A 19,841-nucleotide genomic window follows, 5' to 3' on the forward strand; every position below is an offset into this window, starting at 1 on the left:
GCGGGAGGCGAATTCTACAGCGTTACACGCTGCTGTCAACACCTCTTTTTCTCCGCTTTCGACCGAGAGGATCGAATCGTTAATAGAGCCAGACAACACTGCCCTACCAACTCCTCCTGGACTTCGATGAACTGAAGCAAGTCGCTGTCGAATTCCGCGTAACTCTTTGTTTACCAAGGAGTTTTCCGTTTCGACTGCGCCGGAAGTGGGGCGAATTATAGACTTCCAGAATCTGCCGTCAACACCTTTTTTAATATTTATGTCACACAGGTCAAAAAACGCCCAGAAACGCAAAAGCCGGCCCCGAGGGGCCGGCTTTCTGCACTACTTACAAACTAGGGAAAGCAAATTGCGAGGCTTCATGACTGGCCCGCTGCGGCCAACGCTGGGTAATCGCCTTGCGACGAGTATAGAAACGCACCCCATCCGGCCCGTAGGCATGCAGATCGCCAAACAGCGAACGCTTCCAGCCACCAAAACTGTGATACGCCACCGGCACAGGCAATGGAACATTCACCCCCACCATACCCACTTCAATCTCGTCACAGAACAGACGCGCCGCTTCACCGTCACGGGTGAAAATACACGTACCGTTACCGTATTCATGGTCGTTGATCAGTTGCATGGCCGCTTCCAGGCTATCCACCCGCACAACACACAACACCGGCCCAAAGATCTCTTCTTTGTAGATACGCATTTCAGGCGTCACATGATCAAACAGACTACCGCCCAGGAAGAAACCTTCTTCATGGCCCGCAACACTCAGTCCGCGCCCATCAACCACCAACCTGGCACCCGAAGAAACACCGTCTTCTATATAGCCACTGACCTTATCCCGCGCCTGACCAGTCACCAACGGCCCCATATCCAGGCCACAAGACGTCCCCGCCCCGATCTTCAGTGCCTTGACCTGCGGCACCAGCTTGGCGATCAACGCATCCGCCACTTGGTCGCCCACGCACACCGCCACCGATATCGCCATGCAACGCTCACCGCAGGAACCGTATGCTGCACCCATCAGAGCGCTGACGGCGTTATCCAGATCCGCATCCGGCATCAGCACCGCGTGGTTCTTCGCCCCACCCAATGCCTGTACGCGCTTGCCACGCTTGGTTGCCTCGGAATAGATGTATTCGGCAATCGGCGTCGAGCCCACGAAGCTAAGCGCCTTCACTTCCGGCGCCTCGATCAGCGCGTCCACCGCGCCCTTGTCACCGTGCACCACGCTGAGCACGCCTTTGGGCAGCCCGGCTTCCTGCAACAGTTGTGCAATCAGCAATGTCGAGCTCGGATCACGCTCCGATGGTTTCAGGATGAAACAGTTACCGCAGACGATCGCCAGCGGATACATCCACAGCGGCACCATCGCCGGGAAGTTGAACGGCGTAATACCGGCCACTACGCCCAGCGGCTGGAAATCCGACCATGCATCAATATTTGGTCCTACATTACGGCTGTACTCGCCCTTCAGAATCTCTGGTGCCGAACACGCGTACTCAACGTTCTCGATGCCACGCTTCAACTCACCGGCAGCATCTTCCAGCGTCTTGCCATGCTCTTCGCTGATCAGTTGCGAAATGCGCGCTTCGTTCTGTTCCAGCAATTGCTTGAAACGAAACATCACCTGGGCACGCTTCGCCGGCGGTGTATTACGCCACGCCGGGAACGCCGCCTTGGCTGCGTCGATCGCCTGTTGGATGGTTTCACGGCTGGCCAACGGCACCTGATGAATCACTTGGCCGGTCGACGGGTTGTACACGTCGGCACTACGGCCGGAATCATTGACCAACTCACCGTTGATCAAATGCTGGATAAGGCTCATGCGGGGCTCCTGAAAAGTTGTTCTATATAGAAGGAGAAATCAGTCGATCTTGTTCAGCACTTCGCCGACCGCATCGAACAGGCGATCCAGGTCCTGCGGCTTGCTGTTGAAGGTTGGCCCGAACTGCAGGGTGTCACCGCCAAAGCGCACGTAGAAACCCGCTTTCCACAAAGCCATGCCGGCCTCGAATGGACGCACGATGGCATCACCATCACGCGGGGCAATCTGGATCGCGCCGGCCAGGCCGTAGTTGCGAATGTCGATCACGTTCTTGCTGCCCTTCAAGCCATGCAGCGCATTCTCAAAGTGCGGGGCGACTTGAGCGACGCTCTGCACCAGGTTTTCCTTCTGCAACAGGTCCAATGCCGCCAAGCCCGCCGCGCAGGCCACCGGGTGCGCCGAGTAGGTGTAGCCGTGGGGGAATTCCACCGCGTACTCCGGCGTCGCCTGGTTCATGAAGGTCTGGTAGATCTCGCTGCTGGCAATCACTGCGCCCATCGGGATCGCGCCGTTGGTGACTTGCTTGGCGATGCACATCAGGTCCGGGGTCACGCCGAAGCTGTCGGCACCGAACATCGAGCCGGTACGGCCGAAACCGGTGATCACTTCATCGAACACCAGCAGGATATTGTGCTGGTCACAGATCTCACGCAGACGCTTGAGATAACCCTGTGGCGGCACCAGCACGCCAGCGGAGCCGGCCATAGGTTCGACAAACACTGCAGCGATGTTCGACGCATCGTGCAATTCGATCAGCTTGAGCAGTTCATCTGCCAGCGCAATACCGCCCTGCTCCGGCATGCCACGGGAGAAGGCATTGCTTGCCAGCAAGGTATGCGGCAAATGGTCAACGTCCATCAAGCCCTGGCCAAACAGCTTACGGTTGCCGTTGACGCCCCCCAGGCTGGTACCGGCAATGTTCACACCGTGATAACCACGGGCGCGACCGATCATCTTGGTCTTGGTGGCCTGGCCCTTCAGGCGCCAGTACGCACGCACCATCTTCACCGCCGTATCGGCACACTCGGAGCCAGAGTCGGTGAAGAACACATGGTTCAGGTTGCCTGGGGTCAGGTCGGTAATCTTTTCCGCCAACCGGAAGGACAATGGATGACCGTACTGGAAGCCCGGCGAGTAGTCCAACGTGCCCAGCTGCTTGGCGACCGCGTCCTGGATTTCCTTGCGCGTATGCCCGGCACCACAGGTCCACAGGCCCGACAACGAGTCATACACCTTGCGGCCCTTGTCATCGGTCAACCAGCTCCCTTCGGCGGCCACGATCAGGCGCGGGTCACGCTGGAAGTTTCGGTTGGCGGTGTATGGCATCCAGTGCGCGTCCAGCTTCAATTGGCTGGCCAGGGACGATGGGGCATTTTCGGGCATGTTCATCAGCAAAACCTCGCAGGGCAAAAGGCAGCGTCGGGATTGAAAAAGCGTTGTTGCAGCTAAATTGCCACGACGATAAAGTCGGTGAAATCCAACTCTTCTAACCTTCAGTCAGGCCTTCACTAAACTATGAGCAGCCGTCGACCCGACCCCCTGGCCCAAGTCAGCGACTTCGATATCCGCCTGCTGCGCATCTTTCGCAGCGTGGTGGAGTGCGGCGGCTTCTCCGCGGCGGAAACCGTGCTGGGCATCGGGCGCTCGGCGATCAGCCAGCAAATGAGCGACCTGGAGCAACGCCTCGGATTGAGACTGTGCCAACGCGGCCGCGCCGGCTTCTCCCTGACCGAAGAGGGCCGCGAGGTCTACCAGTCGGCCCTGCAACTGCTGAGTGCCCTGGAAAGCTTTCGCACCGAGGTCAACGGCCTGCACCAGCACTTGCGTGGCGAGTTGATCATCGGCCTCACCGACAACCTCGTCACCCTGCCCCACATGCGCATCACCCACGCGCTCGCACAACTGAAGGAGCGCGGGCCGGACGTACAGATCCAGATCCGTATGATCGCCCCCAACGAAGTCGAACAAGGCGTGCTCGATGGCCGCTTGCATGTGGGCGTGGTGCCCCAGGCCAGCGCCTTGTCGGGGTTGGAATACCAACCGCTGTACAGTGAACGTTCATTGCTCTACTGCGCGGTCGGCCACCCGTTGTTCTATGCCGACAACAAGCAACTGGAAGATGCACGCATTGACGCCCAGGACGCCATTGCCCCGACCTTCCGCCTGCCCGCCGAAATCCAGGCCCATTACCAGGCGCTCAACTGCACGGCCAGCGCCTCCGACCGCGAAGGCATGGCGTTCCTGATCCTCACCGGCCGTTACATCGGCTACCTGCCCGACCACTACGCGAGCCTTTGGGTACAACAAGGCCGACTGCGTGCGCTGAAACCGGCTACGCGTTTTTACGATTTAAGCCTCGCATCGGTCACGCGCAAAGGCCGGCGCCCCCATTTGGTGCTGGAAAGCTTCCTGGAAAGTCTCGCGGCAACCCGCTAACTCGGCCTCGCAGCTAAAAGCTGAGCAGTTGGACAGCTTTTTGCAACAGCCCAAGGACATAGACCTTGAGTTTGCCAGCCATGTCACCAGAAACGTCCAACAGCAGCGATCTTATCTACGGGCTCAACGACCGCCCGAAACCCGGACCTGCCTTACTCGCCGCCCTGCAACATGTACTTGCTGCATTTGTCGGCATCATCACCCCGCCGCTGATCATCGGCTCCGCCCTGGGCCTCACCGCCCATTTGCCCTACCTGATCAGCATGGCGCTGATGGTCTCCGGTGTCGGCACCTTCATCCAGGCGCGCAGGCCCTTCGGCATAGGCGCCGGGATGATCTGCCTGCAAGGCACCAGCTTCGCCTTTCTCGGCGCGGTGCTGTCGGCAGGTTTCCTGGTGAAACAACGCGGCGGCAGCCCGGAAGACATCATGGCGATGATCTTCGGCGTGTGCTTTTTCGGCGCCGTGGTGCAGATCGTGTTAAGCCGCTTCATCGGGCAACTGCGCCGAGTCATCACGCCTCTGGTCACCGGAATCGTCATCACCCTGATCGGCATCAGCTTGATCAAAGTCGGTATCACCGACCTCGGCGGCGGCTTCAATGCCGCCGACTTCGGCGCGCCGACCAACCTGGCGCTGGGCCTGTTCGTGGTGTTGACGATCATTCTGCTCAACCGCTCGAATACACCTTGGGTGCGCCTCTCGGCCATCATCATCGGCCTCGCCCTCGGCAGCCTGGCCGCCTGGTTCAGTGGCAAACTGGTGCCTCAAGCCCTGCCAGATCTGCCGCTGGTCAGCCTGCCGATCCCGTTCCGCTTTGGTTTCAACTTCGACTGGAGCGCTTTCCTACCGATCGCGCTTATTTATCTGATCAGCAGCATCGAAACCGTTGGTGACCTCACCGCCAACTGCATGATTGCCCGCCAACCCATCAGCGGCCCTTCTTATATAGGCAGACTCAAGGGCGGCGTACTCGGTGATGGCGTGAGCTGCATGATCGCCGCCACCTTCAGCGCCTTCCCCAACACCACCTTCGCGCAGAACAATGGTGTAATCCAACTCACCGGCGTGGCCAGCCGCTACGTTGGCCTCTACATCGGCGCGGTGCTGTTTTGTCTCGGTCTGTTTCCAATGATTGGCGCCGTGCTGCAGCAAATCCCCAAGCCGGTGTTGGGCGGCGCCACCCTGGTGATGTTCGGCAGTGTGGCCGCTGCTGGCGTGCGCATCCTCGCCCAGGCACCGCTGGACCGGCGCAGCATGCTGATCATCGCCACTTCGTTTGGCGTCGGCCTGGGCATCGCCGCCCAACCGAACCTGCTGCATCTGATGCCGACGCTGGTGCAGAACCTGTTTGACTCCGCCATCACCAGCGGCGGGCTGACGGCCATCGTGTTGTGCCTGTTGCTGCCCGAAAGCAAGGCCCCCAGCGCTGCCGCAAACAAAGCACCGGAAAGCGACAGCCTGGAACCGCTTTGACGGTTTTATTGCATCAGGACTTGTCTGAGGCTTGAGGGTGGGTTATCTGTGCACACGTCGTCTCAATCGATCAGCACGGAAACCTCCATGAGCCTCGAAGTTCCTGCCCACAGCACCCACGCCGGTAAGCCCGCCAGCCGCATTCGGCAAAAGAACGAACAAGCGATTCTGCAGGCGGCTGAAGACGAGTTCGCGCGCCATGGCTACAAAGGCACCAGCATGAACACCATCGCGGCCAGTGCCGGGCTGCCCAAGGCCAACTTGCATTACTACTTCACCAACAAGCTGGGCCTGTATATCGCGGTGCTCAGCAATATCCTCGAGCTGTGGGACAGCACCTTCAACACGCTGACCGCCGAAGATGACCCGGCCGTAGCGCTCACCCGCTACATCCGCACTAAGATGGAGTTCTCGCGTCGCCAGCCCCAGGCTTCGCGAATCTTCGCGATGGAGATCATCAGCGGCGGCGAATGCCTCACCGAATATTTCAGCCAGGACTACCGCGCCTGGTTCAGCGGCCGGGCAGCCGTGTTCCAGGCCTGGATCGACGCTGGCAAGATGGACCCGATAGACCCCGTGCACCTGATCTTCCTGCTGTGGGGCAGCACCCAGCACTACGCCGACTTCGCCACCCAGATCTGCCGCGTCACCGGTCGCACCAAGCTGACCAAGCAGGACATGGAAGACGCCGGCACTAACCTGATCCATATCATCCTCAAGGGCTGCGGCATCAAGCCCGCCTATTAAACGAAGCGACTTATGCCTTTCACGCTCACCGGCCTTTGCGAGTTTCGCGAAGAAATACGCAAAAGCCGCTTTATCACCCTCGCCGCACCGATCACCAGCCCGCAGGACGCCCAGGCGTTTTTCGAGCAACACAGCGACTTGAACGCCACGCACAACTGCTGGGCCTGGAAACTGGCCGATCAATACCGCAGCAACGACGATGGCGAACCCGGCGGCACCGCCGGGCGGCCGATCCTGGCGGCCATCGAGGCCCAGGGCTTCGATCAGGTGGCGGTGCTGGTGATTCGCTGGTACGGCGGCATCCAGCTGGGCACCGGCGGTCTGGCCCGGGCCTATGGCGGTGGAGCGAACAAATGCCTGCAAACCGCCGATCGCATCGAACTGATCAGCCGTGTCCCCTTGAGTTGCGCTTGTGGCTTCGCCGAGTTGAACCTGGTGAAACTGCGCGTCGCCGAACTGGGTGGGCTGGTGGTCGAAGAAACCTTCACCGCCAATGGCGTCGAGCTGCAACTGGCCTTGGGCGAAGCGCATATCGACACCCTGCAAATTCAACTCGCCGACCTCAGCCGTGGGCGTATCCTGCTACAACGCTGAACTCCGTGAACCGCGACGCTAAAGGAAGCTTTTCATGTCTACGCCAAAAACCGCACTGATCATCGGCGCCTCCCGCGGCCTGGGCCTCGGCCTGGTCAAGCAACTGCTTCAGGACGGCTGGGACGTGACTGCCACCGTGCGTGACCCGAACAAGGCCGATGCGCTGAAAGCCGTTGGGCCGGTACAGATCGAAAAACTCGACATGGACGATCAGCAAGCCGTGATCGCCCTGAGCCAACGCCTCAAGGCACGCACCTTCGACCTGCTGTTCGTCAATGCGGGCGTCAAGGGCCCCGCCAACCAGGAGCCGGGCCACGCCACCCTGGCCGAAGTCGGCCGACTGTTTTTCACCAATGCCGTAGCGCCGATCAACCTGGCCCAGCGTTTCGTCGGGCAGATCCGCAAGGACACTGGCGTGCTGGCGTTCATGAGTTCGGTGCTGGGCAGCGTGACCATCCCGGACGGCTCGGACCTGGCGCTGTACAAAGCCAGCAAGGCGGCACTCAACTCCATGACCAACAGCTTCATCACTCAGTTGGGTGATCACAAGCTGACCATACTGTCGCTGCATCCGGGCTGGGTGAAGACTGACATGGGCGGCGAAAACGCCCATATCGATGTCGACACCAGCGTGCGCGGCCTGGTTGACCAGGTGAACGCCTACACCGGCAAAGGCGGCCATCACTTCATCGACTACAAAGGCGACACCATCGCCTGGTAAGCGGTGCGGGATTGTTATCGACCGATTGCCGTCGATAACAATCCGCGCGTAGACTGCCCACCTCGCCCTCACGGGCGACCCTGGATCAGCAGACAGGGCAACACTGAGCTGGCAAACCTGAACCCATCATTCAGAGGAGCCGGCCAATGCCTGCGACCCGTATCTCGTTAAAAAACCCCCTTGCGATTTTCACGGCCAACGGCCTCGACGCCCGTGGCGGCCTGGTGCTGCAGGACGGTGTGATCACCGAAGTGCTGGCCCAGGGCCAAGAACCCACGCAACCCTGCGCACAGGTGTTCGATGCCCGTGAACATGTGGTCCTGCCCGGGCTGATCAACACCCACCATCACTTCTATCAAACCCTGACCCGCGCCTGGGCGCCGGTGGTCAATCAGCCGTTGTTTCCCTGGTTGAAGACCCTGTACCCGGTCTGGGCACGGCTCACCCCGGAAAAACTCGCACTGGCCAGTAAAGTTGCGTTGGCCGAACTGCTGCTCTCGGGCTGCACCACGGCGGCAGACCACCACTACCTGTTCCCCGAGGGCCTGGAAAACGCTATCGACGTGCAAGTGCAAAGCGTGCGCGAATTGGGCATGCGCGCCATGCTCACCCGCGGTTCCATGAGCCTGGGCGAGGCCGACGGTGGCCTGCCGCCGCAACAGACGGTGCAACAGGGCCAGGTCATCCTCGAAGACAGCCAGCGCCTGATCCGTGAATACCATCAGCGTGGCGACGGCGCGCAGATCCAGATTGCCCTGGCGCCCTGCTCGCCGTTTTCCGTCACCCCGGAAATCATGGAAGCCAGCGCTGAACTGGCCAATCGCCTGGATGTGCGCCTGCACACCCACCTGGCGGAAACCCTCGACGAGGAGGATTTCTGCCTGCAACGTTTCGGCCTGCGTACCGTGGATTACCTGGACAGCGTCGGCTGGCTCGGTCCGCGCACCTGGCTGGCCCATGGCATCCACTTCAACCCGGATGAAATCGCGCGCCTGGGCGCTGCCGGCACCGGCATCTGCCATTGCCCAAGCTCGAACATGCGCCTGGCGTCCGGCATCTGCCCGACCCTGGACCTGCTCGCGGCCGGCGCGCCTATCGGCCTGGGTGTGGACGGTTCCGCGTCCAACGACGCGTCGAATATGATCCTTGAAGCGCGCCAGGCTTTGTACATCCAGCGCCTGCGTTACGGCGCGGAAAAGATCACCCCGGAAGGTGTGCTGGGTTGGGCGACCAAGGGTTCGGCGCAGTTGCTGGGGCGTACGGATATCGGTGAATTGGCCGTAGGCAAGCAGGCCGATCTGGCGCTGTTCAAGCTGGATGAGCTGCGCTTTTCCGGCAGCCACGATCCGATTTCGGCGTTGCTGTTGTGCGGCGCCGACCGTGCGGACCGGGTAATGATCGGCGGCAAATGGCGCGTGATCGACGGCCAGGTCGAAGGCCTGGACCTCAAGGGCCTGATCGCCGATCACACCCAGGCTGCGCACCAGTTGATCGCTGGCTGATTACAACCCCAACAGCGACAGCATGATAAAGGTCGCAAACAGCACGAAATGGGTCATCCCTTCGATGGCGTTGGTTTCGCCATCGTTGAGGTTGATCGCGCTGACGATCAGCGTGATAAACACCATCACGGTCTGCACCGGCGTCATCGCCATCTGGAACGGCTGCCCGGTGTAGAGCGCCATCGCCTCCATCACCGGCACCGTCAGGATCACCGTCGACAGCGAAGCACCCAGCGCGATATTCACCACCGACTGCATGCGGTTCGCCAACGCCGCCCGCAACGCGGTCAGAATCTCCGGTGCCGCCGAAATGGCCGCGACCACGATCGCCGTGATCACCGGCGGCGCGCCTGTGCCTTCCAGGCCCAGGTCCAAGGTCTTGGACATCACCTCGGCCAGTGCACCGATCACAATCACCCCAAACACCAGCGTGCCAATGGAAAACGCCAGGTTGACTGGCGGCGCTTCCTGTTCTTCCGGCAGTTTCTTGCGGCGCTTTTCCGGGTAGCTGTAGCTGAAGAAGTAACTGTGCGGCCCAACCTGCATGCGCAGGAACAGGGTGTACAACACCACCATCGCGCCAATGGTGAAGGCCGAATAGATTTTCCAGTCGGCTTCGGGGATAAATTCCGGCACCACCATCGACACACCCATGGCGGTGAGGATCATCACGCTGTAGGTGCGTGCCGAGTCATCGTTGTAGGACTGTTCACCATGCTTGATGCCGCCCATCAGCGCGGCCAGGCCGAGGATCCCGTTGATGTCGAGCATCACCGCCGAATAGATGGTGTCGCGCACCAGGGTGGGCGATGGCTCATTGCTCATCATGATCGCCAGGATCACCACTTCCACCAGTACGGCGGCGAGGGTGAGGATCATGGTGCCGTAGGGGTCGCCGACTTTTTCCGCGAGCTGCTCGGCGTGATGGGCCACGCGCATCGACGCCACCACGATAAAGCCGATCAGCACCACACCGGCCAGCAGCGCCGTGATTTGGCCACTATGGAGCATCCAGTGCTCCAGCGGATAGGCAGCGATGGCGGCAATCAGCGCCAGCAGCATGAATTTTTCTTGCTTGAGGGATGTGAGCATTCCGGGCCTTTTAGTACGGCAAATCAGTCATTGATGGGGTACAGACTGCGCCAAGCCGCTAACGTTTCGTTACACCTTAGTTCACAAGGCCCTTGCGTGAATGCAACGAAAGCAATCCTGCTGGTCAGGTTTTGCCGATTATTTCAGCCATGGCCTGTAGAATGCCTTCATTGCACCTGATGAGAATTTAGAAAATGTACGATTGGCTCAACGCCCTGCCCAAGGCTGAACTGCACCTGCACCTGGAAGGCTCGCTGGAGCCGGAGTTGCTGTTCGCGCTGGCCGAGCGCAACAAGATTGCGCTGCCGTGGAACGACGTCGAAACCCTGCGCAAGGCCTACGCCTTCAACAACCTGCAGGAATTCCTCGACCTGTATTACAAGGGCGCCGACGTGCTGCGCACTTCCCAGGATTTCTACGACCTGACCTGGGCCTATCTGCTGCGCTGCAAAGCGCAGAACGTGATCCACACCGAACCCTTCTTCGACCCGCAAACCCACACCGACCGTGGCATACCGTTCGAAGTGGTACTCAACGGCATCGCTGCGGCGCTGAAAGATGGCGAGCAGCAACTGGGGATCACCAGCGGCTTGATCCTCAGCTTCCTGCGCCACTTGAGCGAAGCCGAAGCCGAAAAAACCCTCGACCAAGCCCTGCCGTTCCGCGACGCGTTCGTGGCCGTGGGCCTGGACAGCTCGGAAATGGGTCACCCGCCAAGCAAATTCCAGCGTGTGTTCGACCGTGCCCGCCACGAAGGCTTCCTCACCGTCGCCCACGCCGGTGAAGAAGGCCCGCCGGAGTACATCTGGGAAGCCATCGACCTGCTGAAAATCCAGCGTATCGACCATGGCGTACGCGCCATCGAAGACGAGCGCCTGATGCAGCGCATCATCGACGAGCAGATCCCGCTGACCGTGTGCCCGCTGTCCAACACCAAGCTGTGCGTGTTCGACGACATGGCCCAGCACAACATCCTCGACATGCTCGAGCGTGGCGTGAAGGTGACCGTGAACTCGGATGACCCGGCGTACTTCGGCGGTTATGTCACCGAGAACTTCCACGCGTTGTACACCTCACTGGGCATGACCCAGGACCAGGCCAGACGCCTGGCGCAAAACAGCCTGGATGCGCGACTGGTCAAACCGTAATACCCGTGGGAGCCGGCTTGCCGGCTCCTGCACAGTCAATGCCTGGACCATCACTCAGGCACGGCCAACCGGCTGATCGCCCTGCGCCCGATGGCACTGACCTGCAAGGCCTGGGACTCATTGCTCACGCAGATCCAGCTCGACTGCAAAAACAGTTGCAACAACCCCGCCCCCAACGCACCGCCCAGGTGCGGCTGCTGCTGGCTCCAGTCAAAGCAGTTACACACCAGCGGCGACGCCAATGCCTGGGTAAAAATCCCCAGTTTTGCCAAGTGCTGGGCGCCCTTCACCGTGACATCGGGACGCTGTTCGTAGCGCTCGATCCAGCCTGCGTCCAGCAGATGTTGATACAACTGCGCCCCCAACTCGCCACCAAGGTGCCCATGGCACAAACGGGCATGACGTAACGACGGCGGAGCAATCAGGGTCGGCGGCAAAGCATCCGGCGCGCTGCGCGCAGCGCAGGCCATGGTGGTCCTGGCCAGGGCATCGATGGCTGCACTGACATCCGGCGCCGCCACGCGAAACAGGCGCTTGCCACGCCTGGCTTCCACACGCAGCAAACCGCCTGCGGTCAGTCGCGCCAGGTGCGCATGGGCGGAGGTCGTGGACAAACCGGCGAACGTCGCCAACTCTATCGGTGACTTGGCTGAACCGTCCATCAAGGCCCACAGGATGGCGGTGCGCTTGGGCTCGGCGAGCAAGCTGGCGATCTGACTGATGCATGGTGCTGCTTCCATCTTTTCACTCCCTGTTGGCTTATTTTTCTACTGATGTGGGAGCCAGAGTATAGGGGCGCAAACCACCGGTTCCACGGCGTCTGACAGCGCGGATAGGGACAGGACCTGAGTGAAATTTCCTGCTCTGATGGAAGGCGCTACGTCGCGCTCAATCGCTCCGGCCATTGAGCGGTCAACGTCGCACAGCGAGATACGAGCATTTCCCGCAACAGGTTGATGGGCTTGCTCAGTTGCGCCCGATGGGCACACAGCAGATTGAGCGGCGTGCGCTCACCACGCAGCTCCGGCAGGATCAGGCGCAAGCGGCCCGCGAGCACATCGGTGCTGACATCCAGCCAGGATTTGTAGGCAATCCCCACACCCGCCACCGCCCAACGACGGACCACGTCGGCATCGTCACTGAAGCGGTCCCCCGTGACGGTCAAGCTCACTTCACGTTTGCCGTCGTGGAACGTCCAGTGGTCATGAACCCGGCTTCCGAGCATATAGAGCAGGCAATTGTGCTGGGCCAATTGCTCCAGGTGCCGAGGCTGACCATAACGGGCGAGGTAGCTGGGGGAGGCACACAGCACGCGAACATTCTCCGGCGCAACGGGCAGCGCGATAAGGCTCGAATCCTCGGGCTCACCGTAGCGCAGGGCAATATCCACCGGCTGGCGAAACAGGTCGGCAATCCGATCACCCAACAGCAGACGCACGGTAAGTTGCGGATACTCACGCTGAAATTCATCCAGCCACGGCAGCAACTGGTTACGCCCGAAATCCGACGGGGCGGACAGCTGCAGCACGCCGCTGACATGGTCCTGGCCGCTCGCCAATAAACGGCGCCCCTCGTCCAGTGAACTCAACGCAGCACGGGCATACTCCAGGAAGCCCTCGCCTTCGGCGGTCAGGCGCAAGCTGCGGGTGGAACGCGCCAGCAAGCGCGCGTCCAGTTGCTGTTCGATACGCTTGAGCGCGGCGCTGGCCACGGCAGGCGACAGGTCCATCACCCGTGCCGCTGCGGACAGGCTCCCGAGGTCCGCCGCCCGTACAAACAACTGCAAATCATCAAAGCGCAGCATACGTTCCCGCCCATTATCAAAATTTCATTGAAACAGACTGCTGTTTTAGCCGCTTTTATCTGCGCTGGAAATAGCCAATCATCTGTGCATCCCGTTCATCACGTGTCTGGAGTTGACTATGTCCACCGCCTTTAACGTCATTGCCACGCTGATCGCCAAACCCGGCCAACAAGCCACCCTGGAACTCTTGCTGCGCGGCCTGCTGGAACCCACGCGCCTGGAAGCCGGTTGCGAACAATACGACCTGCACCAAGACCTGCAACACCCCGAGACCTTCTACATGCTCGAGCGCTGGAGCGACGAAGCGGCGCTCGCCGACCACGACCAGAGCGCGCATATCCAGAGCTTTCGCACCCAGGCCGCTGATGTGATCGAACACTTCGAACTCAAGCGCCTGAAATTTCTCGCCTGATCATCGCCCTTTTTCCGGAGCCATCATGAAAGCCATTGCCTACTACGCCTCACTGCCGATCAACGATCCAAACGCCTTGCAAGACATCGAGCTGCCAGCACCCGTCGCCGGCCCGCGTGACCTGCTGGTGGAAGTCAAAGCCATCTCGGTCAACCCGGTGGACACCAAGGTGCGCCAGAACGTCGCCCCGGAAAACGGCGCCGCCAAGGTCCTGGGCTGGGACGTCGCCGGTGTGGTCAAGGCCGTCGGCAGCGACGTGACGCTGTTCAAGACCGGTGACAAGGTGTTCTACGCTGGTTCCCTGGTGCGCCCAGGCGGCAACAGCGAACTGCACACCGTGGACGAGCGCATCGTCGGCCATATGCCGAAAAGCCTGGGCTTTGCCGAAGCCGCCGCGCTGCCACTGACGGCGATCACCGCCTGGGAGCTGCTGTTCGAACGCCTGCAAGTGCGTGAGGGTAAACAGGATGAAGGCCAGAGCCTGCTGATCGTCGGTGCCGCCGGAGGTGTGGGCTCGATCCTGACCCAATTGGCCAGCCAGCTCACCGCCTTGAAAGTGATCGGCACCGCTTCGCGCCCGGAAACCCAGGCGTGGGCCAGGGACCTGGGCGCCGACCTGGTGATCGACCACAGCCAACCCTTGAGCGAAGCGCTGAAAAGCGCCGGCCACCCGCACGTGACCCACGTCGCCAGCCTGACCCAGACCGATCATCACCTGGACCAACTAGTCGAGGCTCTGCAACCCCAGGGCAAGCTGGCGCTGATCGACGATCCCAAGGCGCTGGACGTCAGCAAGCTCAAGCGCAAAAGCCTGTCGTTGCACTGGGAGTTCATGTACACCCGCTCGATGTTCGAGACACCGGACATGATCGAGCAGCACAACCTGCTCAACCGCGTGGCCGAACTGATCGACGCCGGCACCCTGAAAACCACGGTGGGCGAACACTTCGGCGTGATCAATGCGGCCAACCTGCGCCGCGCCCATGCGCTGCTGGAAAGCGGCAAGGCCAAGGGCAAGATCGTGCTGGAAGGGTTCTGAAAAAACGGCTGTCAGCGTCGTCCATTATTCATGTGAGTAATGGACGACACCGCTAGTCAGAGAGTTGATCTTTGTCATATTTGTGAGCGTATTCGGGTTTATATTGGCCGCCTTTGCCACGATTCTTTTACGTGAGGAAGTCAGCAATGAAGATCCTGATAAAAGCGTTAGCAAAATCCGCAGGCAATAAATGGCAGGTGCGTCTCGACCAGGACGCCTTCACCTTCCGCACCGAGGCCGAGGCCCGCGCCTTTGCCGACACCCTGCAAGCCCGTATCCAGGCCCCCCACCGTTTCCCCATCAGCCAGCAACGTTCTGCCGCTGGCTGACCCGCTCTTCAGACCTGCGCCTGCAAGGCCCGTTTGCGTTGCAGGCGCTGGGTCGACATCGCAATCGTCACCGCCAGTACACCGCACAAGCTGATGACCATGGCCATCGGCATCGCCGTGCCGTCGTGCAACACGCCGACCAACGAAGCAGCGCCGGCGGCCACGCCAAACTGAATGCAGCCGAGCAACGCCGAAGCGCTACCGGCCCGTGCACCCTGCCCGCTCATGGCGCAGGCCGAAGTGTTAGGCAGAATGCAGCCCAGGCTGGCAATGCAGATAAACAGCGGCACCAGCAATGGCCACAATGCATCGGTGCGCAATGCCGCGATGCCCAGCAACGTCAACGCCGCCAACAAGTAGACCCACACACTGCGCGACAGCAGGAACGCCGGGCCGCGCTTGGACAGCAGCCGCGCATTGACCTGCGCCACGAGGATAAAACCCGCCGCGTTGGAGCCGAACAGCCAGCCGTAATGCTCGGCCGGCACGCCATAGAGTTGGATAAACACGAACGGTGAACCGGCGATGTAGGCAAACATCCCGGCAATCGAAATGCCACCGGTGAGGGCATACCCGAGGTAGACGCGGTCCGACAACAAGGCCGCATAGCGACGCAACGAGCCGGACAACGGCTGGCGCGGCTGATGGGCCGGAAAGGTTTCCGGCAACCCGACGGCGACCGCGATGGCCGCCATTACGCTGAATATCGACAGCGCCAGGAAAATCGACTGCCAGCCCCACAGCCCCACCATCAACCCACCGGCCAGCGGCGCGAGGATCGGCGCCAGGCCAGTGACCAGCATCAGTTGGGAAAAGACTTTGGCCGACCCCACCGCGTCGCATTTGTCGCTGACCACGGCACGGGAAATCACCATGCCCGCGCAACCGCCCAGGGCCTGCACGAAACGCGCGCCAATCAACCATTCCAGTGAAGGCGCAAAGGCGCAGGCGAAGGAGGCCAAGGTGAACAAGGTGACGCCGCTGAGCAGCGGACCGCGCCGACCAAAGCGGTCAGCCAATGGGCCGTAGATCAACTGGCCGATGGCCAGGCCGCCGAAATACACCGCCAGGGTCAGCTGGATGTGTTTTTCATCGGTGGCAAAGGCCTTGGCCATGGCCGGGAAGCCCGGCAGGTAAAAATCGATCGCCAGCGGCGCGAAGGCGCTCAAGGCACCCAGGATCAGAATTATGCGGAGGTTCATCGGGCACCCAAGTGAGTCGGCAGCCCGATAGTCTAGCCGCGCTTGGGTGCGTTGAACACGATAGCTCGCTAACTATTTGTCCGCGTCAGGCGAGCTTGGCGCTATAGCCCTCGGCGTTGATCGCCTCGATCACTTGCTCGGCAGACAAGCGGCTCTCGACGCCCACCTCTTTTGCCGCCAGGTCGACCTTCACGTTGGCCGCCGGGTCCTGGTTCTGCACCGCCTGGGTCACCGCTCGAACGCAATGGCCGCAGGTCATTCCTTCAACGCTGAATACTTGCATGACATGACTCCTTTGATGAGGTTGGACCCAGTCTCGACCTTGCCACGATGGCAAGGTCAAGTTCCGGAAGTTTCTGCCGGGCTGGTATTTGGCCGCTTCAAAGGCCAAGCTTCACTCATCTTCGATTCACACCACGGAGCATTCGCCATGCGCTGGTCGTTTTTTGCCCTTGCCGGCCTGATGAGCCTGTCGGCCGCCGCGCCCCAAGCCTTCGCCGCAGAAGACTATGCGGTGCTGATCATTTCCCGGGAACGCCTGGAGGTGCCGACCAACTGCGAAATCGGTCTGTACCTGAATGACCAGTTGGCGGGTCGGCTGTTCCAGGAGCAGGCCACCTCGTTCAACCTGCCGGCGGGCAACCTGTCACTGCGCCTGAAGTTGCTGCCGGGCCAGTCCCCGGGTTGCCTGCCGGGCCTGCTGGCACCGCCTGCGCAAAACATTACGCTCAAGGTCGGTGATGTGCGCAAGTTGCGCATTGCCCAGGGCCCGGACGGCATGTACCTCAAGCCCGCCGCCTTGGAATACTGAAGGCGCTTGACCTTCCCCACAGGTCAAGGTTGATGCTAGGGGCAACTTCTCTTGGAGGACTGCCCCATGAATGGATCCACCACCTTTGACCTGCCCATCGGCGGCATGACCTGCGCCAGCTGTGCCGGCCGGGTCGAGCGCGCGCTGGGCAAGGTGCCGGGGGTGCAAAGCGTCAGCGTCAACCTGGCCAATGAACGCGCCCATGTCGAAGTGCTCGGCCTGATGGACCCCGGCGTGCTGATTGCCGCCGTCGACAAAGCCGGCTACACCGCCAGCCTGCCCCAAAGCGAAACCTCCACCGATGCCGATCAGGCCCGGCGCCTGCACCGCGAGCGTTGGTCGTTGCTGCTGGCAATCCTGCTGGCACTGCCGTTGGTATTGCCGATGCTGGTGGAGCCCTTCGGCCTGCACTGGATGCTGCCGGCCTGGGCGCAGTTCGCCCTGGCCACGCCGGTCCAATTCATCTTCGGCGCACGCTTTTATATTGCTGCCTGGAAAGCCGTGCGGGCGGGTGCCGGCAATATGGACCTGCTGGTCGCCATCGGCACCAGCGCCGGTTACGGCCTGAGTCTCTACGAGTGGCTCACCGCTCACCCAGGCATGACGCCGCACCTGTACTTCGAAGCGTCGGCGGTGGTGATCGCCCTGGTGCTACTGGGTAAATACCTGGAGAGCCGCGCCAAACGCCAGACCGCCAGCGCCATCCGCGCCCTGGAAGCCCTGCGCCCCGAGCGAGCGATTCGGGTACTGGATGGCCGCGAAGAAGACGTCGCCATCAGCGCCCTGAAGCTCAATGACCTGGTGCTGGTGAAACCCGGCGAACGCTTCCCGGTGGACGGTGAAGTGGTCGAGGGTCAGAGCCACGCCGACGAAGCGTTGATCAGCGGCGAAAGCCTGCCGGTGCCAAAGCAACCTGGCGACAAAGTCACCGGTGGCGCCATCAACGGCGAAGGCCGCCTGCTGGTACGCACCCTGGCCCTCGGCGCCGAAAGCGTGCTGGCGCGGATCATCCGTCTGGTGGAAGACGCCCAGGCCGCCAAGGCACCGATCCAGAAGCTGGTGGATAAAGTCAGCCAAGTGTTTGTCCCGGCCGTGCTGGTGCTGGCGTTGATCACCCTGGTGGGCTGGTGGCTGTACGGTGCTTCGCTGGAGACCGCGATCATCAATGCCGTGGCTGTGCTGGTGATCGCCTGCCCCTGTGCCTTGGGCCTGGCCACACCCACTGCAATCATGGCCGGCACCGGCGTTGCCGCCCGCCACGGCATCCTGATCAAGGACGCCGAGGCCCTGGAACGCGCCCATGAAGTGAGCGCCGTGGTCTTCGACAAGACCGGCACCCTCACCTCCGGCGCCCCGAAAATCGCCCACCTGGCCGCCGTGGATGGCAACGAAGCGCGGCTGCTGCAACACGCCGGCGCGCTGCAACGCGGCAGTGAACACCCGTTGGCCAAAGCCGTAGTGGATGCGTGCAAGGAACAAGGGTTGGCAGTTGCCGATGTGACGGCCAGCCAATCCCTGACCGGACGCGGCATCGCCGGAACCCTGGACGGCCAGTCGCTGGCCCTGGGCAATCGCCGCCTGCTCGAAGAAAACGGCTTGAACGCGGGGGGCCTGGCGGACTCGGCCAAGGCCTGGGAAGCCGAAGGCCGCACCTTGTCCTGGCTGATCGAGCAAGGCGCCCAACCGCGAGTGCTGGGGCTGTTCGCTTTTGGCGATACGCTCAAGCCCGGCGCGCTGGAAGCGGTACGGCAACTCAAGGCCCGGCACATCAGCAGCCATTTGCTCACCGGTGATAATCACGGCAGCGCCCGCGTGGTCGCCGAGGCTTTGGGTATCGACGATGTACACGCCGAAGTGCTGCCCGCCGATAAAGCCGCAACTGTCACTGAGTTGAAGAAAACCGGCGTGGTGGCCATGGTCGGCGACGGCATCAACGACGCCCCGGCCCTGGCCGCCGCCGATATCGGCATCGCCATGGGCGGTGGCACCGACGTGGCCATGCACGCGGCCGGTATCACCCTGATGCGCGGTGACCCGCGCCTGGTGCCAGCAGCCCTGGAGATCAGCCGCAAGACCTACGCCAAGATCCGTCAGAACCTGTTCTGGGCCTTTGTATATAACCTGATCGGCATTCCGTTGGCCGCATTCGGCCTGCTCAACCCGGTATTGGCCGGCGCGGCAATGGCCTTGTCGAGTGTCAGCGTGGTCAGCAATGCCTTACTGTTGAAGACTTGGAAACCCAAGGACCTGGAGGAACGACGCCCATGAACATCGGCCAAGCCGCGCGCCAGACCGGGCTCAGCGCCAAGATGATTCGCTACTACGAATCCATCGGCCTGCTGAAGCCAGCCCACCGCACCGACAGTGGCTATCGCGTGTACGGCGCGGATGACTTGCACACCCTGGCGTTTATCAAACGCTCGCGCGACCTGGGATTTTCTCTGGATGAAGTCGGCAGGCTACTGACCCTGTGGCAGGACCGGCAACGGGCCAGCGCCGATGTAAAAGCCTTGGCGCGCCAGCATATCGAGGCGTTGAACCAGAAGATTCTTGAGCTGGGGCAACTGCGCGATACGTTGCAGGACCTGGTGGAGCACTGCCAGGGCGATCATCGGCCGGATTGTCCGATTCTCAAGGAGTTGGCGTCCGGAAGCTGCTGCGCCTGACCGAATGTGCACAAGTCCAATGTGGGAGGGGGCTTGCCCCC

At 61.4% G+C, this 19,841-nt stretch carries 20 protein-coding genes; 13 read left to right on the forward strand and 7 right to left on the reverse strand.

Features of this window, described 5'->3' with window-relative positions:
• Positions 1–328: 328 nt before the first annotated feature.
• Entirely contained in the window at positions 329–1,822 is a 1,494-nt protein-coding gene (locus BFN10_RS22655; RefSeq protein WP_071491551.1) for a CoA-acylating methylmalonate-semialdehyde dehydrogenase, read from the reverse strand.
• 39 nt (positions 1,823–1,861) lie between these two features.
• Entirely contained in the window at positions 1,862–3,211 is a 1,350-nt protein-coding gene (gene aptA, locus BFN10_RS22660; protein ID WP_071491552.1) for an omega-aminotransferase AptA, read from the reverse strand.
• Positions 3,212–3,337: 126 nt separating this feature from the next.
• Between aptA and BFN10_RS22665 the strand changes: the two genes are divergently transcribed.
• The 6 genes from BFN10_RS22665 (at position 3,338) to BFN10_RS22690 (ending at position 9,297) form a co-directional block, all read left to right on the forward strand.
• Positions 3,338–4,258, forward strand: coding sequence for a LysR family transcriptional regulator (locus BFN10_RS22665; protein ID WP_071491553.1), 921 nt, complete (start codon positions 3,338–3,340; stop codon positions 4,256–4,258).
• A gap of 80 nt (positions 4,259–4,338) precedes the next feature.
• Positions 4,339–5,733: a uracil-xanthine permease family protein gene (locus tag BFN10_RS22670; RefSeq protein ID WP_071491554.1), complete on the forward strand. Its 1,395-nt coding sequence runs from the start codon at positions 4,339–4,341 to the stop codon at positions 5,731–5,733.
• An 87-nt stretch (positions 5,734–5,820) separates the two neighbouring features.
• Positions 5,821–6,480 carry a TetR/AcrR family transcriptional regulator gene (locus tag BFN10_RS22675; RefSeq protein WP_058423630.1) on the forward strand — a complete coding sequence of 220 codons (660 nt, stop codon included), beginning with the start codon at positions 5,821–5,823 and terminating at the stop codon, positions 6,478–6,480.
• Between the two features lie 12 nt (positions 6,481–6,492).
• Positions 6,493–7,074 carry an IMPACT family protein gene (locus BFN10_RS22680; protein ID WP_058423629.1) on the forward strand — a complete coding sequence of 194 codons (582 nt, stop codon included), beginning with the start codon at positions 6,493–6,495 and terminating at the stop codon, positions 7,072–7,074.
• A gap of 34 nt (positions 7,075–7,108) precedes the next feature.
• On the forward strand, positions 7,109–7,795 hold the full coding sequence (locus BFN10_RS22685) for an SDR family oxidoreductase (RefSeq protein WP_071491555.1): 687 nt from the start codon (positions 7,109–7,111) through the stop codon (positions 7,793–7,795).
• Positions 7,796–7,941: 146 nt separating this feature from the next.
• Positions 7,942–9,297: an 8-oxoguanine deaminase gene (locus tag BFN10_RS22690; protein ID WP_071491556.1), complete on the forward strand. Its 1,356-nt coding sequence runs from the start codon at positions 7,942–7,944 to the stop codon at positions 9,295–9,297.
• On the opposite strand, the gene BFN10_RS22695 is transcribed toward BFN10_RS22690, so the two are convergent.
• A complete protein-coding gene (locus tag BFN10_RS22695) occupies positions 9,298–10,389 on the reverse strand; it encodes a calcium:cation antiporter (RefSeq protein ID WP_071491557.1) in 1,092 nt (363 codons plus the stop codon). It abuts the gene before it with no gap.
• A gap of 194 nt (positions 10,390–10,583) precedes the next feature.
• On the opposite strand from BFN10_RS22695, the gene BFN10_RS22700 reads away from it, so the two are divergent.
• Positions 10,584–11,537 carry an adenosine deaminase gene (locus tag BFN10_RS22700; protein ID WP_071491558.1) on the forward strand — a complete coding sequence of 318 codons (954 nt, stop codon included), beginning with the start codon at positions 10,584–10,586 and terminating at the stop codon, positions 11,535–11,537.
• A 50-nt stretch (positions 11,538–11,587) separates the two neighbouring features.
• On the opposite strand, the gene BFN10_RS22705 is transcribed toward BFN10_RS22700, so the two are convergent.
• Together BFN10_RS22705 and BFN10_RS22710 are read right to left on the reverse strand one after the other, a co-directional pair.
• Entirely contained in the window at positions 11,588–12,277 is a 690-nt protein-coding gene (locus tag BFN10_RS22705) for an ArsR/SmtB family transcription factor (RefSeq protein ID WP_071491559.1), read from the reverse strand.
• Between the two features lie 137 nt (positions 12,278–12,414).
• Positions 12,415–13,341, reverse strand: coding sequence for a LysR family transcriptional regulator (locus tag BFN10_RS22710; RefSeq protein ID WP_071491560.1), 927 nt, complete (start codon positions 13,339–13,341; stop codon positions 12,415–12,417).
• Between the two features lie 118 nt (positions 13,342–13,459).
• Between BFN10_RS22710 and BFN10_RS22715 the strand changes: the two genes are divergently transcribed.
• The 3 genes from BFN10_RS22715 (at position 13,460) to BFN10_RS22725 (ending at position 15,121) form a co-directional block, all read left to right on the forward strand.
• Entirely contained in the window at positions 13,460–13,753 is a 294-nt protein-coding gene (locus BFN10_RS22715; RefSeq protein WP_071491561.1) for a putative quinol monooxygenase, read from the forward strand.
• A gap of 25 nt (positions 13,754–13,778) precedes the next feature.
• Entirely contained in the window at positions 13,779–14,792 is a 1,014-nt protein-coding gene (locus BFN10_RS22720; protein WP_071491562.1) for a zinc-binding alcohol dehydrogenase family protein, read from the forward strand.
• Between the two features lie 146 nt (positions 14,793–14,938).
• On the forward strand, positions 14,939–15,121 hold the full coding sequence (locus BFN10_RS22725) for a hypothetical protein (RefSeq protein ID WP_071491563.1): 183 nt from the start codon (positions 14,939–14,941) through the stop codon (positions 15,119–15,121).
• An 8-nt stretch (positions 15,122–15,129) separates the two neighbouring features.
• Here BFN10_RS22725 and BFN10_RS22730 read toward each other — a convergent pair whose 3' ends face one another.
• Together BFN10_RS22730 and BFN10_RS22735 are read right to left on the reverse strand one after the other, a co-directional pair.
• A complete protein-coding gene (locus BFN10_RS22730) occupies positions 15,130–16,323 on the reverse strand; it encodes a Bcr/CflA family multidrug efflux MFS transporter (protein ID WP_058423620.1) in 1,194 nt (397 codons plus the stop codon).
• Between the two features lie 85 nt (positions 16,324–16,408).
• Entirely contained in the window at positions 16,409–16,606 is a 198-nt protein-coding gene (locus tag BFN10_RS22735) for a heavy-metal-associated domain-containing protein (protein WP_071491564.1), read from the reverse strand.
• Positions 16,607–16,753: 147 nt separating this feature from the next.
• Here BFN10_RS22735 and BFN10_RS22740 point away from each other — a divergent pair, with 147 nt between their 5' ends.
• From BFN10_RS22740 to cueR, 3 genes are all read left to right on the forward strand, one after another.
• Complete coding sequence (locus BFN10_RS22740) at positions 16,754–17,134, forward strand: hypothetical protein (RefSeq protein WP_071491565.1); 381 nt, start codon at positions 16,754–16,756, stop codon at positions 17,132–17,134.
• 66 nt (positions 17,135–17,200) lie between these two features.
• Positions 17,201–19,402 (forward strand): heavy metal translocating P-type ATPase, encoded by a 2,202-nt coding sequence (locus tag BFN10_RS22745; RefSeq protein WP_071491566.1) that lies wholly within the window; start codon positions 17,201–17,203, stop codon positions 19,400–19,402.
• Positions 19,399–19,800: a Cu(I)-responsive transcriptional regulator gene (cueR, locus tag BFN10_RS22750; RefSeq protein ID WP_071491567.1), complete on the forward strand. Its 402-nt coding sequence runs from the start codon at positions 19,399–19,401 to the stop codon at positions 19,798–19,800. The genes BFN10_RS22745 and cueR overlap by 4 nt, the downstream gene beginning before the upstream one ends.
• The last annotated feature ends 41 nt before the right edge of the window (positions 19,801–19,841 follow it).

This window comes from Pseudomonas extremorientalis (assembly GCF_001870465.1).
Taxonomy (GTDB): domain Bacteria; phylum Pseudomonadota; class Gammaproteobacteria; order Pseudomonadales; family Pseudomonadaceae; genus Aquipseudomonas; species Aquipseudomonas extremorientalis.

What these genes read in the sequence shown, in the direction of transcription:
- BFN10_RS22655 (WP_071491551.1), bottom strand. Translation starts at nt 1,822, where the DNA reads ATGAGCCTTATCCAGCATTTGATCAACGGTGAGTTGGTCAATGATTCC.
- BFN10_RS22740 (WP_071491565.1), top strand. Translation starts at nt 16,754, where the DNA reads ATGCGCTGGTCGTTTTTTGCCCTTGCCGGCCTGATGAGCCTGTCGGCC.
- BFN10_RS22710 (WP_071491560.1), bottom strand. Translation starts at nt 13,341, where the DNA reads ATGCTGCGCTTTGATGATTTGCAGTTGTTTGTACGGGCGGCGGACCTC.
- BFN10_RS22695 (WP_071491557.1), bottom strand. Translation starts at nt 10,389, where the DNA reads ATGCTCACATCCCTCAAGCAAGAAAAATTCATGCTGCTGGCGCTGATT.
- BFN10_RS22730 (WP_058423620.1), bottom strand. Translation starts at nt 16,323, where the DNA reads ATGAACCTCCGCATAATTCTGATCCTGGGTGCCTTGAGCGCCTTCGCG.
- BFN10_RS22700 (WP_071491558.1), top strand. Translation starts at nt 10,584, where the DNA reads ATGTACGATTGGCTCAACGCCCTGCCCAAGGCTGAACTGCACCTGCAC.
- BFN10_RS22720 (WP_071491562.1), top strand. Translation starts at nt 13,779, where the DNA reads ATGAAAGCCATTGCCTACTACGCCTCACTGCCGATCAACGATCCAAAC.
- BFN10_RS22705 (WP_071491559.1), bottom strand. Translation starts at nt 12,277, where the DNA reads ATGGAAGCAGCACCATGCATCAGTCAGATCGCCAGCTTGCTCGCCGAG.
- BFN10_RS22665 (WP_071491553.1), top strand. Translation starts at nt 3,338, where the DNA reads ATGAGCAGCCGTCGACCCGACCCCCTGGCCCAAGTCAGCGACTTCGAT.
- BFN10_RS22685 (WP_071491555.1), top strand. Translation starts at nt 7,109, where the DNA reads ATGTCTACGCCAAAAACCGCACTGATCATCGGCGCCTCCCGCGGCCTG.
- BFN10_RS22675 (WP_058423630.1), top strand. Translation starts at nt 5,821, where the DNA reads ATGAGCCTCGAAGTTCCTGCCCACAGCACCCACGCCGGTAAGCCCGCC.
- BFN10_RS22680 (WP_058423629.1), top strand. Translation starts at nt 6,493, where the DNA reads ATGCCTTTCACGCTCACCGGCCTTTGCGAGTTTCGCGAAGAAATACGC.
- BFN10_RS22735 (WP_071491564.1), bottom strand. Translation starts at nt 16,606, where the DNA reads ATGCAAGTATTCAGCGTTGAAGGAATGACCTGCGGCCATTGCGTTCGA.
- BFN10_RS22670 (WP_071491554.1), top strand. Translation starts at nt 4,339, where the DNA reads ATGTCACCAGAAACGTCCAACAGCAGCGATCTTATCTACGGGCTCAAC.
- aptA (WP_071491552.1), bottom strand. Translation starts at nt 3,211, where the DNA reads ATGAACATGCCCGAAAATGCCCCATCGTCCCTGGCCAGCCAATTGAAG.
- BFN10_RS22745 (WP_071491566.1), top strand. Translation starts at nt 17,201, where the DNA reads ATGAATGGATCCACCACCTTTGACCTGCCCATCGGCGGCATGACCTGC.
- BFN10_RS22715 (WP_071491561.1), top strand. Translation starts at nt 13,460, where the DNA reads ATGTCCACCGCCTTTAACGTCATTGCCACGCTGATCGCCAAACCCGGC.
- BFN10_RS22725 (WP_071491563.1), top strand. Translation starts at nt 14,939, where the DNA reads ATGAAGATCCTGATAAAAGCGTTAGCAAAATCCGCAGGCAATAAATGG.
- cueR (WP_071491567.1), top strand. Translation starts at nt 19,399, where the DNA reads ATGAACATCGGCCAAGCCGCGCGCCAGACCGGGCTCAGCGCCAAGATG.
- BFN10_RS22690 (WP_071491556.1), top strand. Translation starts at nt 7,942, where the DNA reads ATGCCTGCGACCCGTATCTCGTTAAAAAACCCCCTTGCGATTTTCACG.